This is a genomic window from Flavivirga eckloniae, from assembly GCF_002886045.1.
Taxonomy (GTDB): Bacteria; Bacteroidota; Bacteroidia; order Flavobacteriales; family Flavobacteriaceae; genus Flavivirga; species Flavivirga eckloniae.
Genome location: NZ_CP025791.1, coordinates 2,756,991 through 2,772,679, shown reverse-complemented (window position 1 = coordinate 2,772,679; position 15,689 = coordinate 2,756,991). Strand labels below are relative to the sequence as shown.

The following is a 15,689-nucleotide window of genomic DNA, read 5'->3' as shown; positions in this document are numbered from 1 at the left end:
TTTTTAAGGTTAGTATTTTTTTAGCTTCTAGATGGGAAAACACCTTGTAAGCAGATGATATAGTATAATGATAAATAAGGTTGGATATTAGTATGACTCATGTTTCCACCAGTATCCCCAACAGTTACATGTACATTATTAGCCGCCATTTCTGTATCTGTTGGATCCGAATTGTAAGTAGCGGTAGCAGCATTTGCAAAATTAGCCCCAGTTGGGTTTCCTGTATTGGCCGGGCTTAATGGGGAAAAATTTGCCGTGACGGTTCCTGCTGCAGCGTGAGTATGACTTGGAATTTGATTTTGAGTTAGGGTAACGGCTTCTGTGCCTCCTCTTTGTCCTAGATTATAATTGGACAATCCAGGACCGCGACCAGGGTTAACAGGTGCACGTCCTCTTAAATCTGGTAATGCAAAAGAGGTTCTTCCATCGCCCCCGTAAGTTGTTCCTAAAATTGAAAATAGGGCAGTATTTTGCGCTATTGACATTAATTGACCTTCGCAAAAAGCCCAGGCTCTTGGTGCAAAATTGCCAGCAAACATTCGAATTTCTCCTATTGTTCCTTCCATAGTTTTAATATTAAAGATTAGTAATTAGTTTAATGGTTATTATTTAAGTAATTGTATTGTATTTAGCATTTAAAGATGTGGTAAAGCAGTGTCCTTGTCGTACTCCAAGATGAACATATTTAGTTCCCGATAGTATTCCGGCATCAGAACTTATAATGTTCACTTTTAGCAGTTTCCCAAATTTGCAGTATACGTATAGCCCTTCTTGTGGGTGTGCGTGTATTATTTCACCAGGAATTTTACCAAAGAGTGCTTGATTGTCTACAGGCGATACTTCTAATATTTTTATGGGAGCTCCTTGGTAATACGTTGTAGCACCACCATATTTCGGATTACAGGCATTGATTAATTGTTCAATTTCGTCTGCTGTTTGGGTTTCCCATTGGATACTGGTTTCTATATCGCGTGGTCTGTGGTTGTATGTTATACCATCAGTAGGTTGTGGTTTAAAATTTGAGGGATCAGTTGCGAGAGTTATCGCTTTTTCGGTAAGTTCTTTAAGCATATAGCTCATTTTAGAATTTACCATCCCAAATGTTTCTCCCATGATAATAGGTATAGGCTGTTCGATAAGGGTTTTACCAGTGTCCCAGTTCTCGTCCATTTGGTGTATGGTAATGGCAGATTGTTTTTTGCCATTTTTTATGGACCAGAACAAGGGATCTGGCCCTCTGTTTTCAGGTAGTTTCCCGAAATGGATGTTTAGAAACCCATATTTAGGAATAGATAGTACTATTTCTGGAATTTTTAAAGAAAACCCACACACTAAAACAAGGTCTGGGGTTTTGTTTTCCAACCATAGTTTAAATTGCTGACTTATGTTTTCTTGGTGTATAATAAAAGAGTCAAAACCTTCTTTTTGGATAGCATTTATCCAAAAATTTTCTTTTGTATTTCCAACATCTGATTCTTGAAAACAAACAGCATCCAGATGTTTGTTTTTTGAAAGATGATTGTATACAGGTAGACAAACAGGAAAACTTCCTATTAGTATTATTTTCATGAATTCATGGTTTAATGATGAACCAGATAAAAATTCAGTTATATTATGATATTGTTATGATAAAAAGGAAAATACCTTTTAGTTAACGATGGCCACTTGTCTTTTAGATGAGCCTACTAAAGTAATTGTGTTACCATTTGTATTTTTATATACAAACTTGTTTTCTTTACCATGAGATTCTTTAATGACCTTTTTTGGGACTGAAAATGCAGCAACATCTAAGCTTAACTCATGAGAATCGGAACTTTTGCTAAAGTTTTCAATCAAAGAATTGAAAGCAATTGTAGTGTTTTCGTTAAGAATATAGTACTTACAACGTCCCTTCTGCTCTATAAGCAAAGCGAGTCCTTTAGTACTAAAACCTATTATTGGGTTTTTGCTTAAAGGAATTGCAAAACAGTTAGAACTCAGTTTTACAACTTCCGAACTGCTAAAATTGTATCCTTTTTTTGCAAGAATCTGCATTAAAGCTGTGTGAGTTTCAAGGAAACGTTGAGGTAGTAATGCCACAGATGTGTGACTAATTTGATTTGAAATTCTGTTAAACCCTTCTCCAACAGAGAAAAGAGAAACAGAATTATTGTTAGCAAAAATAGCTGATGGCACCATCGATATGGCGCCTAATCCAATAGTACCTGATGACAAGAATTTTCTTCGATCCATAATAGATATATGTATAGTTAGTAATAGGCTATAATTATTGGTTCTTAGGAAATTAAGCTAAAAGTAAGAGAAAATTATTACAAAAGTAATAATTATGTAATTTTTTTTACACAAAAATAAATTAGTCAGTGATTAATTATTTGTTATTCATGCTGTTAGAGGGTGCGTCGGTTTTAAGAATAACGACCAGATTTTTTTCATTTAACATGAATTGAACTTAAATTTTTATATTCAATATGACTTATTGTCGTTATATCAACTCACGTTAATCTAATAAATGTTAAAATGGTTTATTTATGATTGAAAAACCAAAACAAGGGGGCAAACCCCTTGTTTTTTGGCAGTTTACTAAAATGGATGTTCAAGAATCCATATGTTGGTATTGATAATAGTGTTTTGAGGATTTTCCCTAAAAATCCTCAAACCAAAATAAGTTCTGGGGTTTCACTTTCTAGTCACGCTTTAGATTGCTTTTCCATGCCACTTAAAGGGATAAGGAAAGCGTCAAAACCTTCTTTTTGAATAGCATTAACCCAAAAGTTTTCTGAAGTATTTTCAATATCAGGTTCTTGAAAACAGACAGCATCCAAATGTTTGTTTTTAGAAAGATGATTGTATACTGCAAGAGAGACCGGAAAACTTCCAATAGGTATAACTTTCATAGATTCTTGGTTTTACGATGACAGATAGAAACCCCAGTTCATGTTTTTATAACAAGGTATATATATTTACGAACCTCTTAAGTAACGACTTCTATACAGTTAAAGCTATGTCTCTTTTTTACAAGGACCTGTATTAAGTTAGTATGAACCTCAAGAAATTGTTGAGGTAGAAAAGTTACAGAGGTATGACTAATTTGATTAAAAATCCTGTTAAACCCATCGGCGACTGAAAAAACGGAAACGGGATTGTTGTTAGCTAGAACTGATGACGGAATCATCGATATGGCACCTAATACAATGGTACCAAACGATAAAGATTTTCTTCGATTCATAAGAAGGAGCTCGTTAAGTGGTTAATAGGTTAGATATTGATTTTAAGTTGATAATTAGGTTTGTTAAAACTAAGTTATTTTTTTAACATTTGTTAATAATGAAGAATGTTTTTATATTGAAAAAACGAAAAGAATTGATTGTCAATATTTTCTTTTTTTAACATATATTTATATTGTATTATTTTCTGTACAAATAAAAAAATGAGTTGATTTCTTTTGTAGAAAAACACACACAAAAAGTAATGTGCTTTATCGAATGTTAATGATAAATGCTTTTTTGTTGAAATCTAGAGAATGTAATAGGTGTTTTTTATCTGGATAAGGAAACTATTATTCCTTATATAAACCTTTGATATATTAAGCGGTTGGTTTTCTTATTGGTACGTGTTGATTTGATTTTTTACACCATTCTATTTTGAAATGAGTTACTGATAAGCTAAAGAATTTATTAACTTTACAAAAAAGAGTATTATGTTATCAAAAATTATAGAAGACGCCCTTAATAACCAAATTAAAATTGAAGCTGAGTCTTCTCAAATATATTTAGCGATGGCTTGTTGGGCAGAGGTAAAAGGACTGGAAGGTGTTGCTGGTTTTATGTACGATCAATCCCAGGAAGAACGCGACCATATGCTTAAACTCGTTAAGTTTGTAAACGAGCGTGGTGGGCATGCACAGATATCTGCATTAAAAGCGCCAGATGTAACTTTCGAATCTTTTAAGGATATGTTCGAAATGCTTTTTAAGCATGAAGTTTTTGTATCTGAAAGCATCAACGAATTAGTGCACATTACATTACAGGAAAAGGATTATGCTACCCATAACTTTTTACAGTGGTATGTATCTGAACAAATTGAGGAGGAAGCCATGGCGCGTACCATCTTAGATAAAATAAACCTTATTGGTGATGATAAAGGAGGGCTTTATTTATTTGATAGGGATATACAACAAATTACTGTTGTGACGGCTTCTGCTGATTCTCCAGAATAATTTTTCGTTTAATCTTATTTAGATTTAATAAAAATAACTATTTTTGCCCAAGATTAAAATCTTAGAGTTTTATTTTGGGCAAAAAGAAGCAAAAGAAGGCTATTAAAAAATTAAAGGACTTAGGTATTGTTACTACCGATAAGGTAAAAAGTAGTTGCTGTAAAAAGTTCAAAAAAGGAGAAGCCAAACGCTGCAAAAAATGTCCTTGTTACGATTTACTTAAAAAGGTGGCTTAGACTATACGATGTAGTTTTATTTAATAACTAACCTTTTGGTTTCTAATGTATCATTTTCGTTTGTAACCTGTAAAAGATAAACGCCACTTTTTAGTTGTGAAACATCAATTTTAATAATACTCTTATCAATTAGGTGAGTAGCTACAGTTTTTCCTAAAACATCAATGATTTCGATAGATTTAATTTTATTCTTTCCCAAAATAAACAATTCATTTTCTGCCGGATTGGGATAAAATTTAAATAGATCATTAGTATTGTCTTCTTCTGTAATGTCTTTTTCTGTTTTTTCTTGAGAAAAGGATGTATTACTAATCAGGACAACTAGAAATAAACAGAACAAGTTTTTCATATAAATAATAATTATTGTAAGCGGTTTATTACTAACGGAATACAGCAGGTTTAATTATGTATATAATGAACTAAATGGAATTTTTAAAATGATTCCAGTGACTTATTTAATTAATATAGGTCTAAATAAATAATGGGAGAAAGCCATTTTCAGAAAAATCGCATGAACAGAACATCTAAATACAACATCTAATTCGTAAATATCTCTAGATATTTACTAAATTCTAAATCTATGAAAAACACACTTCTTTTTTTAATTGCAATTAGTTTAATATCCTGTGGAACACCCAAAACTGTTAGGGTTTCAAAAAAGGTAATTAAAGGTGATTGGTTACTAAATTCAATAACCTATAGCGAAAAAGGAACATACAACGTTAATTTACTTAATGATGACTCAAAAGAATGTTTTGAGGGCAGTACATGGCAATTTGTTCCTAATAACAATAGGGGAGTTTATAACATAAATGGTATAGGCTGCTCGGCAGGAGCACGTAATTTTATTTTTACGATTAAAGAAATCGACCCGCAAACTGGTCTTTATGATTTTCTGCTTAAACCAACCAACGAGAAATATAAATCTGATACAAATCAAGGGTTTCGATTACGGTTAGCAGCACTATCTGATATGGCCATGGAATGGGAACAAACTGTTACAGTTAGTGGAAAACCTTTTACAATTACAATGAAATTTAACAAACAATAAAAAATGAAGACACTTTTAAATAAAATCGGATTAATCCTTTTAGCATTTGTTTTAACTATAAGTTTAACACATTGTAAAGCGGTTCAAAATGCTAACAATAAGCAAAAAGGTGCTGTAATTGGTGCTACGGGAGGTGCTATTTTAGGAGCTATTATTGGCAATAATGTTGGTAAAGGCGGAAATGGTGAGCTAGGAGCAGTAATAGGAGGTGTTGTTGGGGGAACAGCCGGAGTGCTTATTGGTAATAAAATGGATAAGCAGGCTCAAAAAATAGAAGAAGAAATCCCCGGAGCAGAGGTTGAACGTGTTGATGATGGTATTGTTGTAACCTTCGATGAAGGTAGTGGGGTTTATTTCGACACTAACAAGTACAATATTAACTCACGCTCCCAAGAAACGTTAAACAAATTAGCTAATGTTTTTAGAGAATACCCAAATACCAATATTCTAGTAGTAGGGCATACGGATAATACAGGTGATGCTAACTATAATATGAGCTTATCGAAAAACAGAGCTTATGCTGTTACTAATTATTTTAAAGGTAAAGGGCTTAGCTCTGGTAGATTTACCACAAATTGGTTTGGAGAAACCCAACCGATGCATGATAATTCTACTACAGCGGGTAGAGCAAAGAACAGACGTGTAAACATCGCTATTTTACCTAATGAAAAAATGATTAAAGAGGCAAAAGCAGAAGCGAATAACTAAAATTACAATTTACTTGCATAAATCTCGTTTTCAATGTTATTTTTGAAGACGAGATTTTTTTATGCTCTCAATTAATTTTTTTAAATAAATGACCGATATTTTAAAGTTTATAACTTCCCGCCTACCGCTTTCGAAGCAATCTGTAAAAAATACTATTGAATTATTAAATGAGGCCTGTACCGTTCCTTTTATTTCCCGTTACCGAAAGGAGCGAACAGGGAATTTGGATGAGGTTCAAATTGGTGAGATTGTAAAGTATAAGGAACAATATGAAGCTTTAGAAAAACGGAAAGCTGCTATTTTAAAAGCACTTGAAGAGCAGGGTGTTTTAACTCCGGAATTGAGTCAGAAAATAGGAGATGCTCAAGATTTAACAACTCTTGAAGATATTTATTTACCGTATAAGAAAAGTAGAAAAACCAAAGCAGAAACAGCTCGTAAAAACGGTTTGGAACCTTTGGCTAAAATCATCATGAGTCAGAATGCAAATGATGTAGAATCGATTGCTTTTAAATATGTAAAAGGAAGTATTGATTCGGTTGAAGATGCTTTGGAAGGTGCAAGACACATCATTTCCGAATGGATAAACGAGCGTACCGATATTAGAAACAACATTCGTTATCAGTTAGAGAGACATGCCATGATTTCTACAAAAGAGGTTAAAATAAAAGATGATACTAATGGTGCAAAAGCAGAAGCTGCACAAAAGTTTAGGGATTATTTTGACTGGTCGGAGAGTTTAAGTAGAATACCATCTCATAGATTGTTAGCTATTTTAAGGGCAGAAAAAGAAGGTTTTATAAGAGTTAAAATAGAAATAGATAATGATCGGGCTTTAGATAAAATTGAAAGTAGAATTATTCGAAGTAATAACGAATGTGCAGACCAAATAGAATTGGCTATTGCAGATGCTTACAAACGTTTATTGTTGCCATCGTTAAGTAATGAGGCTTTACAAATAGCAAAAGAAAAAGCAGATGAGTCTGCAATAACTGTATTTGCAAAAAACTTAAAGCAGTTGTTGTTAGGGTCCCCTCTGGGTGAAAAACGTGTGTTGGCTATAGACCCTGGATTTAGAACTGGCTGTAAGGTCGTGTGTTTAGATGCACAAGGGCAATTAAAGTATAATGAAACCATTTATCCGCATCCACCAAAAAGTGACTCTGTGGGTGCTATGAAAAAAATAAGTTCACTAGCAGATGCGTACAAGATTGAAGCTATTGCCATAGGAAATGGTACAGCATCAAGAGAAACGGAAGCCTTGGTTAGAAAGATTCGGTTTAAAAACGACATTCAGGTGTTTGTAGTTAGTGAGGCTGGAGCGAGTATTTATTCAGCATCCAAAATAGCACGAGAAGAATTTCCGGATTATGATGTTACCGTAAGAGGTTCTGTATCTATTGGTCGTCGTTTACAAGATCCTTTGGCAGAATTGGTTAAAATTGATGCGAAGTCTATCGGTGTAGGTCAATATCAGCATGATGTAGACCAAACAAAGCTTCAAAAATCGTTGGATGGTGTTGTAGAGCACTGTGTAAATTCGGTAGGCGTAAACATAAATACAGCTAGTAAAAGTTTGTTGAGCTATGTATCTGGTATTGGACCCAAGTTAGCAGAAAACATATTTAATTTCCGTAGTGAAAATGGGGTGTTTACATCGAGAAATGATATTAAAAAAGTACCGCGTTTAGGTGGTAAGGCTTTCGAGCAGGGTGCTGCCTTTTTAAGAATTAAGGAAGCAAAAAATCCGTTGGACGATTCGGCCGTACATCCAGAAAGTTACACTGTGGTTACTAGAATGGCTAAAGATCTGGGTAAAAGTGTTCAGGAACTTATAGGTAATGCTCAACTTCTTAAAAAAATTGAACTTAAAAATTATTGCACCGAATCGGTAGGATTACCAACACTTCAAGATATTGTTAAAGAGCTTGAAAAACCAGGGTTGGATATTCGGGAACAAGCTAAAGTGTTCACCTTTAACCAGAATATAAAAACCATTTCAGATTTAAGGGAAGGGCAATTATTACCCGGTATTGTAAATAATATTACCAATTTTGGCTGTTTTGTTGATGTTGGGATTAAAGAAAGTGGTTTGATTCATGTATCAAATTTGTCTGACTCATTTGTTAAAGATGTTAATGAGCATGTAAGTTTGCATCAGCAGATTATAGTAAAAGTATTGGAGGTTGATATTCCGCGAAAGCGTATACAGTTAAAATTGCATAAATAGTTTTTGTTTTTTTAAACAGATTCAATTTTACAATTTAGCACTTACTAGTTATGTTTTATAGGATATGTTGTTGTACATCGTTTAGTTAAATAGTCATTCTGGGCGTCTTATAGATTTTGGTAACGCTACTCCATCAACAGTAATGGTTTCAGCTATAGAAAGAGTAATAAATTTTCTTCTGTTCATCATTTATGGTTTAACATTAGAAATGCCAACCTAACTTTAAGGATATTTCAGGTGTAAACAAAGGAGTTTCAAAAATACTTTGATCAACTATTACATCTTTATCACCCGCAATCCTAAAATGTCCAGCTACCCAAGGGTTTAAGTAAAAGTTCTTGTAAAATTTCCAGACATATCCTCCGCCAATAGTAAATATGGTATTGTTGTATTCTACAGTTTCTAATTTTGCGTTGGTCTGTATCTTAGCATCCCAATATTCTAAGCCAGGTCCTATCCACCAACCTTCAAAGCCTGGTTTAAAAAAGTAATCTACAATAGCTGCATAAACGTTAATTTCATTATTGGTAAAACCATCCTCTAATATAAAGTCTGGTGTTTCTATTTTTGTAATTACCGCTCGATATCTAAAATGATTATGACCGACCCAAACCGACCCATAATAACCTTTAAAGATATATGGTACTGCATCTAACTCAAAACCTATACTGGTGCTTTTTGTTAATTGATTATCTTCTTGTCCATGAGAGAAAATAGAAAGTATAATGAAACAGAAAGATAAGAATGTTACTTTCATGACATGAATTTATTTTTGATAAGCAAAGTTCTGTAGTTGTTTTTATTTATCAAATGATTTTTATCATCTAATATTGTTATTTTTAATAGTTTAACGTGAATCTTCTATGTTAAAATAACTATTGTCGAAAAAATTTCTTTAGAGAATTCTTTTATTTTTAGTGCGTAATGTTCAAAAAAAATGTTTTGCTTTAAAAGTGATTTATTGAAAAAATAAGCTCTAGTTTGACAAAAAATTTGATTTTAAGGTTTTTCGAAATATATCTAATTCTTTTTCTAAGTTTAGATTCTCTTCTTTATGAACATTATATATAGCATAGGTTTGCAACATTTGAAGCCCACAAAATTGAAATATTTTATGTGTGCCTATATTTGCGTCGTCTATACTTTTACCATCATAAAACCCACTCGGATTGTCAAATTCCATTTTAGGTGATGCGTATGTTAGAGATAACATATAAGATTTGTCGTTCATCAATCCGCCTGTTCCGTAGCGGCGACTTGGATCTTCACGAGTTCGGCCATCTCCCGAGCATGTTACGGTAGTATACCCTGCAGACCATACCTCATCAAAGTATTTTTTTGTTATCCATGGTACTCCAAACCAATACACAGGGCTTTGAAAAATAATAAAATCTGTTTGTACCAGTTTCTGAAGTTCATCATCAATAGAATAAGGTTGTTCTGTATGTGTATGAATAATGTTAAATTCGTTTTCTTTTAGATAAGTTGTTGCAGCATCAACAAATGCTTTATTAAGTTTACCTTCTGATATTCCGTCATATTTTTGATGTGCATTAATAATCAGTATTGTTTTTTTCATTGGGGGTGATTTTTATTAATGATTGCATTTTATGTTAAACAGGTTCCAGAACTTGATTTGGTCCATTTTCAAAAATTTTCTTAGCATTTTTAATATGACTGGATTTTCCTAGCATTTTTAATCCTATTTTATTTAATAAAGACAAAGGGAAAGGTAATTTTCTAACAAAATCAAATATTAATATTACCCGTATACTTTCAGAATTATTCCAAGCTTCGTGTTCGTTTGTATGATCGAAAATGAATATTTTGCCTTCTTTCCAATGGAAAAATTCATCATTCACCCTTATTTTACATGCTTCGGGAGAATCTACCTTTAATCCTAAATGACAGCGCAATAAGCCTGCATACTCGCCGTGATGTGGCTTTATATGAGCTTTTGGTTGTAATATTGAAAATAATGCGGTTTGTATTCCCGGAATTTTTTCAAGTAGTTTTCCCGTTAATGGAGAGCGCTTAAAGCCACGTTCTATACGATGACCGTAGAGATAAAATTGTTCTATTTTCCAAGAGTCTTTCTTTTTGGTTTTTTCATCACCAGTTTCTCTAGAATATCGCTTATCTACATCCTCATAATAAACAACGGTATCTAATTGGTTCAATAGCTGATCTAGTTCTTTACGTATACTTGTCCAATTCTTTTCTAAGGCATATAACTCTTTGTAATTTGCGATGTTCGTTTCTCCCACCTTATTCTTTACAGTTTTTGTAATCATACGATCTACAAACCCTAAATATGATTTCATGATTTTTGATACCAATCTGTCTTTAAAGGTTGAGGATTTCTTGCCTCCATCTACCAGTTTTATTTCTTGACTCTTCATAATTAGTTCTGTTATAATCTATAAATATTTTTAATCCTAGTGATCATCAATATCTTATTAATATCCATGATTGATTTTTTGTATAAAATGATTGCGAAAATGTTATTTTTTCTAAATTTCTGACTGAAGTTAATCTTTTTACTTCAAATTTACGATGAAATTTTGACTGTCTTTTTAAGAAATAACGGACATTTTTTATTGTTAAGATTGTTTAACCTTCAACACACTAAGTTTCAGTACTAAATTTGGTAAAAAACAAAGGCAATAATTCAGTGCGAGGGTTTTTCGCAGGAAAATCAGAAGCTATCAAACAGACAGCTCCCCTTAGGTTAAGCTAAGGGGAGCAATTATTTATAGGACACAATGTTAACGGTTGTTTTTTCTTCCCACATCAATTTGATGATTGATGTAAGGCAATTCTATTTCCTTCACTATCTTCAAATTCCGCAACAAAACCTAAGTCTCCATTTGATGTTTTTGGATACAACAATTGCCCACCACTTTCAATCGCCATTCTTAAAGACTTGTCTATGTTTTCGGTTTTAAAGTAAATCACAACTCCATTATTTGTTGGCTTGTAGATTTCCCCTTTCGCTAATGCTCCTGAAATTCCAGCGCTTTCGTCCAAGAATGGAAACAAAGCCATTTCATTTTTGTCAATTACTTCTCTTTCAAAAGTGAGGTTAAATACAGATTTATAAAATTTAATTGCTCTATCAATGTCCGTAACCGGAATTTCAAAATAAACAACTGGATTGTATTTCTTTGTCATTTTACTATTTTCTAATTGATTACTGAAGTAGATTCATTTCATGTATTTAGTCAAATGTCTCATTCTACTTTCATGTTTTTTTGATTACCGTTAACGGTTAGTATAAACGCAGTAGCGGATTATACGTAATTAATTTTCGGTTAAGCAATATACTTAAAACAAACACAAAAACGGTTTAGGTGTTTACCTAAACCGCTATTGCGTTTACTTTGTTGTGTGCCGTTTTTTGTGTTATTCTGCACTTTTTTCTGCAAATCCTAGGATGTAGCCGTTATTATCAGTCAGGTAAAATTCCCGCATTCCATACCAAGCTGTTTTCAGTTCAGTTGGATTCAGTCCTTCACTTTTAATATGTTCATAAAAGCTGTCAACTCCTTCAATTTCCATATAGAACGAAACACTCGCTGATATTGAAAGGTCTTTAGCAAAAAATACATCTCTTTTGAAGCTTTCGGTTCGTTGAAACATCATTTCTACATTGTCCTTACTAACCAATGCGTAAACATATTCTTTACCATCAGCAAATGATTGTTCGATTCCATCTTGTGTTTCAGGAACAGCCATTACAAGTGTGAATCCTAAAACTGATTGATAAAATTCTACGGTTTTTCTAATGTCTTTCACCTCAAAATTAGGCGTTAATTTATTTACTTTCATCTTATTTAATTTTAATGATAGAACAAATTTAAGTTGCCTTAATGGTGGTCAATTGTAAAAATCGGTCGTTTTTATTCAAATGTAAATTGCTCGGAGTCGTTCCAGTAATTTGCTTTATTTGTTTGATAAAATGAGCTTGATCGTAGTAATCATTTTCGGGGAAAAGGTTACCTTTTGAAATGTGTTTTAAGGAAGAGTAGCATTTTAAAATATTACAAAATGTTTTTAGTGAGAAGCCAAATTTGCTGTTAAAATACCTATTGATTTGTCGATTGCTCCAAAAAATCCTTTGTGAAAGCTCCTTAATTGAAATCTCGCCTTTTTGTTCGTAGAGAATCTTGAAGAGTTCAAATTTTCTGTTATCTATTTCTTTTAGGTTTTTGAGTCCATATTGTAATTTTTCGATTATCGAATCTGTGACTTTCTCAAAGTTGTTAAAGTCAAAATTTTGAAAACCCCAAAAAGTCGTTGGTAATTCTGTTTTTGTGTTTTTAAGTTCTTTGATTGATTGTTTGAAGATATACTCGGCAGAAATCAGTTTGAAGCGAACGCCAATCAATTTTGTGTTTTTTGGAATCGTTACTTGAATTTGGTTTGTCCAAACTCCAGTTAGCGATACTTTGGTAATTTGTCCATTTTTGATTTCAAATATCAAGTCGAAAAATCCGTCTGGAAGGATTTCATAGTTGCATTGTTTTTCAAAAGTTTCAAACTTCCAAAAGCTTTTTATGAAGTTAGAAATAAATCCTTCTGTATTTTTTTCTTGGTAGGTCACTTATTTTGGTCTTTACAACGGCTCATATAACCGTCAGTTATGGGTTTTTATGCGTTAGTTTTCGGTTTGGTCATTGACCTTAACAATTCCGAGTGGATTCTGATCTAGTCGAATCTGCCGTAATTGCTGTTATAAATTGTTAGTGGCAGTTTTTTATCTACAAAGATTAGACGTTCAGCTAATCAGTCCGACTGTACCCCAACTTTGCTGACTAGCGACGAACTTCTAAACCTCCACAATATAGCAAATCAGAGTCAAGTCCGAAATCGGTGTGATTCTTAATCCGAATTGCTTCTTATTTTTTTATCGCCGATATGAACCGAATTTTACTAAACTCCAAAAAATAAAAAGTCCTATTAGACCTATTGAAGCATATCCGAAAAAGACTCCTGCAAGCAAAGCCAAACTAATCAATAGAGTAATAGATTTAAAAGTCCGACTAGATTTTGTCTGTCCACTTGATTGCTTATAATTTAATAGTTGATTCAAGTAGATTTCATCAGACTTTTTTAAATAATAGTCTATCTCAGATTGATCAAAGCCATTTTCCTCCATTTCCTTTATCATTTCGTTTTTGACTAATCCTTTTTCTCTTAATGATATGCTGAACTCGAGTTTATTCATGGTTTGTTGCGATTTTGTACTAAGATAGCAAAAGGGGAGAACGTGTAGGGGTTTCGCCAGAAATCTTCGAAAAACCTTTAAATGGCGTAGCAATTGACTATAGGATACGTTGTTGTGTGTAGTTTATTTGTTTAAGGAAAGTTCGATTAATTTTTCCTTTGCATTTTCATTTTCAGGATTTAATTCGAGACTCTTTTTATAATTGGTAACTGCTAAATCCATTTGACCATTTTCCAAGTAGGCCTCACCTAATGAATCGTACATATTGTAAGAGTTTGGAAAGGCAATAATACCTAATCGAAAAATCTCTATGGCTGACGCTAACTTTTTAGCTGATATGGCATTATAGCCGTTTACAATAAAAGTATACTCATCCAATTCGTTTTCGGCACTGTTAATTTTATTTACTCCAACTTCAAATCCATTTTTGTAATACTCGTCAAATACTGCTTTGGTATTAAAATGCTTTTCTATTGAAGGAGTGGTGCCAGATAATATTTTTTGTATAGAAAATCGAGCATCTAAAAAGCCTTTATCAGTATCTTTATTTGTAAGTAAAATAACGGTATAACCTTCTTTTGTATAAACTCGCCATTCCGAACCCACTCCAAAATGACCTCCACTATGTCCAAAAATGGTTCCTTCTTCTGGGTTTGGAAACTGCATTCCATAACCGTAATGATTGTTTTTTGAAAGAGGTGTAGTGAAAAGAGTGGTGTATTCGCTATTAAGAAGTTTGTTATTTTGTATGGCTTGTGCGAAATGATATAAATCATTTAGCGTCGTGTAGCCTCCTCCAGCAGCATTACCTTTTGAAGGATATGTATGGATATTAATTTTTAGTTTGTCTGGGTAAACTTCTGATGTTGTATAGCCTTCTGCAGCATTGTCTATAGGGTGGTCTAAATCGAAGTTTCCAGTATTTTTCATTGATGCTAATGCATAAATATTCTTTTCTAAATATTCGTCGTATTCTAACCCAGAAATTTTCTCTATAATTCTACCAAGTATCACATAATTTGTATTTCTATAGGTAAATATTTCACCTGGTTTTGATTCCATGGGTTCATTTTCATAAAGAGGATTTAGGTCGTTCATGGTTCTATATAAATCTTTAGAGCTTTTAAGGAAGGTTTCCCTTGCGAAAAAATGAGGCAATCCACTTGTGTGTGTCAAAAGGTAGGCAATGGTAACCGAGTCTCTAACTATTTTATTTGGATATTCGGGTATGAAAGCCCCAACGTTATCCGTTAGCTTTAATTTGTTTTGTTGTATAAGCTGAAGAATAGCTACAGCAGTAAACGATTTTCCAATTGAACCTTGATTGAATTTTGTATCTACATTGTTCACAATTTTATGACCCATGTGTGCATAACCATATGCTTTTTGCAACAAAATACTATCATTTTTGACAATTAAAACAGCTCCGCTAAAATCTTTTAAGGAATCTAAATAGTTTGTTATTTCAGTTATTTTACTGTTGTGACTTGAAGTTGACCTTTTCTTTTCACAAGACAATATCATTACAAGAGCTAATAGAAAAATGATTTTTTTCATTTAATATGTGTTTGACAGTTTTTAGTAATTTTATTTAATATGGTATAAAGTTGTTTTAATTCCTCTTCTGAAACTGAATCGAGCGCTATTTGCCTGTTTTTTTTAATTACAGAATTTAATTTTTCTATAACTTTTTTTCCATTTTTAGAGATTTCTAATTTCACTTTTCGTTTATCCTTTTGATCAATCGATTTTATTAAGTAATCCTTATCAATCATTAACTTTACAATTCTAGTCATAGATGCATAATCTTTGAATACTATATCTGCGACTTCAGATTGACTCTTGTCATTACTTTCAAGTATAATTAAAATCAATGCTTGATCTACTGTTATATTAGGAACTACATTAGCAATATTACATTGACTTAATTTACGATAAGCTTTTATAGTTTCCTCAATTGAGTAAAGTACAGTGCTTGTTGGTGTATCGAATTTCATATTTATTTGATATATCAATCA

The 15,689-nt window shown here is 32.7% G+C and carries 19 protein-coding genes; 4 read left to right on the top strand and 15 right to left on the bottom strand.

Annotation, left to right across the window (positions count from 1 at the left end; translation table 11 throughout):
• Positions 1-20 precede the first annotated feature (20 nt).
• From C1H87_RS11390 to C1H87_RS23325, 5 genes are all read right to left on the bottom strand, one after another.
• Entirely contained in the window at positions 21-566 is a 546-nt protein-coding gene (locus C1H87_RS11390; protein WP_102755929.1) for a phage tail protein, read from the bottom strand.
• A gap of 43 nt (positions 567-609) precedes the next feature.
• On the bottom strand, positions 610-1,569 hold the full coding sequence (locus C1H87_RS11385; protein WP_102755928.1) for a methionyl-tRNA formyltransferase: 960 nt from the start codon (positions 1,567-1,569) through the stop codon (positions 610-612).
• A gap of 78 nt (positions 1,570-1,647) precedes the next feature.
• Entirely contained in the window at positions 1,648-2,232 is a 585-nt protein-coding gene (locus tag C1H87_RS11380; protein ID WP_102755927.1) for a hypothetical protein, read from the bottom strand.
• Positions 2,233-2,687: 455 nt separating this feature from the next.
• Positions 2,688-2,894 (bottom strand): hypothetical protein, encoded by a 207-nt coding sequence (locus tag C1H87_RS11375; RefSeq protein ID WP_102755926.1) that lies wholly within the window; start codon positions 2,892-2,894, stop codon positions 2,688-2,690.
• A 77-nt stretch (positions 2,895-2,971) separates the two neighbouring features.
• Complete coding sequence (locus C1H87_RS23325) at positions 2,972-3,226, bottom strand: hypothetical protein (protein ID WP_158655201.1); 255 nt, start codon at positions 3,224-3,226, stop codon at positions 2,972-2,974.
• Positions 3,227-3,697: 471 nt separating this feature from the next.
• On the opposite strand from C1H87_RS23325, the gene C1H87_RS11370 reads away from it, so the two are divergent.
• Positions 3,698-4,216 carry a ferritin gene (locus tag C1H87_RS11370; protein ID WP_102755925.1) on the top strand — a complete coding sequence of 173 codons (519 nt, stop codon included), beginning with the start codon at positions 3,698-3,700 and terminating at the stop codon, positions 4,214-4,216.
• Positions 4,217-4,468: 252 nt separating this feature from the next.
• On the opposite strand, the gene C1H87_RS11365 is transcribed toward C1H87_RS11370, so the two are convergent.
• Positions 4,469-4,801 (bottom strand): T9SS type A sorting domain-containing protein, encoded by a 333-nt coding sequence (locus C1H87_RS11365; RefSeq protein WP_102755924.1) that lies wholly within the window; start codon positions 4,799-4,801, stop codon positions 4,469-4,471.
• Positions 4,802-5,032: 231 nt separating this feature from the next.
• Between C1H87_RS11365 and C1H87_RS11360 the strand changes: the two genes are divergently transcribed.
• The 3 genes from C1H87_RS11360 to C1H87_RS11350 all read left to right on the top strand — a co-directional run bounded on the left by C1H87_RS11360 (position 5,033) and on the right by C1H87_RS11350 (position 8,441).
• Positions 5,033-5,503: a lipocalin family protein gene (locus C1H87_RS11360; RefSeq protein ID WP_102755923.1), complete on the top strand. Its 471-nt coding sequence runs from the start codon at positions 5,033-5,035 to the stop codon at positions 5,501-5,503.
• 3 nt (positions 5,504-5,506) lie between these two features.
• Complete coding sequence (locus C1H87_RS11355; RefSeq protein WP_102755922.1) at positions 5,507-6,211, top strand: OmpA family protein; 705 nt, start codon at positions 5,507-5,509, stop codon at positions 6,209-6,211.
• 88 nt (positions 6,212-6,299) lie between these two features.
• Entirely contained in the window at positions 6,300-8,441 is a 2,142-nt protein-coding gene (locus C1H87_RS11350; RefSeq protein ID WP_102755921.1) for a Tex family protein, read from the top strand.
• 202 nt (positions 8,442-8,643) lie between these two features.
• Here C1H87_RS11350 and C1H87_RS11345 read toward each other — a convergent pair whose 3' ends face one another.
• The 9 genes from C1H87_RS11345 to C1H87_RS11305 all read right to left on the bottom strand — a co-directional run bounded on the left by C1H87_RS11345 (position 8,644) and on the right by C1H87_RS11305 (position 15,686).
• The gene (locus tag C1H87_RS11345) at positions 8,644-9,198 is read right to left on the bottom strand and encodes a hypothetical protein (protein WP_102755920.1); all 555 of its coding nucleotides are present in this window, start codon (positions 9,196-9,198) and stop codon (positions 8,644-8,646) included.
• 219 nt (positions 9,199-9,417) lie between these two features.
• The gene (locus tag C1H87_RS11340) at positions 9,418-10,020 is read right to left on the bottom strand and encodes an NAD(P)H-dependent oxidoreductase (protein ID WP_102755919.1); all 603 of its coding nucleotides are present in this window, start codon (positions 10,018-10,020) and stop codon (positions 9,418-9,420) included.
• A gap of 34 nt (positions 10,021-10,054) precedes the next feature.
• Positions 10,055-10,843, bottom strand: a complete 789-nt coding sequence (locus C1H87_RS11335) for an aspartyl/asparaginyl beta-hydroxylase domain-containing protein (protein ID WP_102755918.1) — start codon at positions 10,841-10,843, stop codon at positions 10,055-10,057.
• Between the two features lie 391 nt (positions 10,844-11,234).
• On the bottom strand, positions 11,235-11,615 hold the full coding sequence (locus C1H87_RS11330) for a VOC family protein (protein WP_102755917.1): 381 nt from the start codon (positions 11,613-11,615) through the stop codon (positions 11,235-11,237).
• Between the two features lie 231 nt (positions 11,616-11,846).
• Positions 11,847-12,272, bottom strand: a complete 426-nt coding sequence (locus C1H87_RS11325; RefSeq protein WP_102755916.1) for a VOC family protein — start codon at positions 12,270-12,272, stop codon at positions 11,847-11,849.
• 28 nt (positions 12,273-12,300) lie between these two features.
• Positions 12,301-13,047: a DUF6597 domain-containing transcriptional factor gene (locus tag C1H87_RS11320; protein WP_102755915.1), complete on the bottom strand. Its 747-nt coding sequence runs from the start codon at positions 13,045-13,047 to the stop codon at positions 12,301-12,303.
• Positions 13,048-13,350: 303 nt separating this feature from the next.
• A complete protein-coding gene (locus C1H87_RS11315) occupies positions 13,351-13,671 on the bottom strand; it encodes a hypothetical protein (protein ID WP_102755914.1) in 321 nt (106 codons plus the stop codon).
• A 123-nt stretch (positions 13,672-13,794) separates the two neighbouring features.
• Entirely contained in the window at positions 13,795-15,228 is a 1,434-nt protein-coding gene (locus tag C1H87_RS11310) for a serine hydrolase (protein WP_102755913.1), read from the bottom strand.
• A complete protein-coding gene (locus C1H87_RS11305; protein WP_158655200.1) occupies positions 15,225-15,686 on the bottom strand; it encodes a MarR family winged helix-turn-helix transcriptional regulator in 462 nt (153 codons plus the stop codon). Before C1H87_RS11305 ends, C1H87_RS11310 begins: the two co-directional genes overlap by 4 nt.
• Positions 15,687-15,689: the final 3 nt, after the last annotated feature.

Excerpts from the sequence above, each read along its gene's own strand:
- C1H87_RS11360 (WP_102755923.1), top strand. The coding sequence starts at position 5,033 with ATGAAAAACACACTTCTTTTTTTAATTGCAATTAGTTTAATATCCTGT.
- C1H87_RS11325 (WP_102755916.1), bottom strand. The coding sequence starts at position 12,272 with ATGAAAGTAAATAAATTAACGCCTAATTTTGAGGTGAAAGACATTAGA.
- C1H87_RS11390 (WP_102755929.1), bottom strand. The coding sequence starts at position 566 with ATGGAAGGAACAATAGGAGAAATTCGAATGTTTGCTGGCAATTTTGCA.
- C1H87_RS11340 (WP_102755919.1), bottom strand. The coding sequence starts at position 10,020 with ATGAAAAAAACAATACTGATTATTAATGCACATCAAAAATATGACGGA.
- C1H87_RS11350 (WP_102755921.1), top strand. The coding sequence starts at position 6,300 with ATGACCGATATTTTAAAGTTTATAACTTCCCGCCTACCGCTTTCGAAG.
- C1H87_RS11335 (WP_102755918.1), bottom strand. The coding sequence starts at position 10,843 with ATGAAGAGTCAAGAAATAAAACTGGTAGATGGAGGCAAGAAATCCTCA.
- C1H87_RS11330 (WP_102755917.1), bottom strand. The coding sequence starts at position 11,615 with ATGACAAAGAAATACAATCCAGTTGTTTATTTTGAAATTCCGGTTACG.
- C1H87_RS11355 (WP_102755922.1), top strand. The coding sequence starts at position 5,507 with ATGAAGACACTTTTAAATAAAATCGGATTAATCCTTTTAGCATTTGTT.
- C1H87_RS11380 (WP_102755927.1), bottom strand. The coding sequence starts at position 2,232 with ATGGATCGAAGAAAATTCTTGTCATCAGGTACTATTGGATTAGGCGCC.
- C1H87_RS11370 (WP_102755925.1), top strand. The coding sequence starts at position 3,698 with ATGTTATCAAAAATTATAGAAGACGCCCTTAATAACCAAATTAAAATT.
- C1H87_RS11315 (WP_102755914.1), bottom strand. The coding sequence starts at position 13,671 with ATGAATAAACTCGAGTTCAGCATATCATTAAGAGAAAAAGGATTAGTC.
- C1H87_RS11375 (WP_102755926.1), bottom strand. The coding sequence starts at position 2,894 with ATGAAAGTTATACCTATTGGAAGTTTTCCGGTCTCTCTTGCAGTATAC.
- C1H87_RS11310 (WP_102755913.1), bottom strand. The coding sequence starts at position 15,228 with ATGAAAAAAATCATTTTTCTATTAGCTCTTGTAATGATATTGTCTTGT.
- C1H87_RS11385 (WP_102755928.1), bottom strand. The coding sequence starts at position 1,569 with ATGAAAATAATACTAATAGGAAGTTTTCCTGTTTGTCTACCTGTATAC.
- C1H87_RS11365 (WP_102755924.1), bottom strand. The coding sequence starts at position 4,801 with ATGAAAAACTTGTTCTGTTTATTTCTAGTTGTCCTGATTAGTAATACA.
- C1H87_RS23325 (WP_158655201.1), bottom strand. The coding sequence starts at position 3,226 with ATGAATCGAAGAAAATCTTTATCGTTTGGTACCATTGTATTAGGTGCC.
- C1H87_RS11345 (WP_102755920.1), bottom strand. The coding sequence starts at position 9,198 with ATGAAAGTAACATTCTTATCTTTCTGTTTCATTATACTTTCTATTTTC.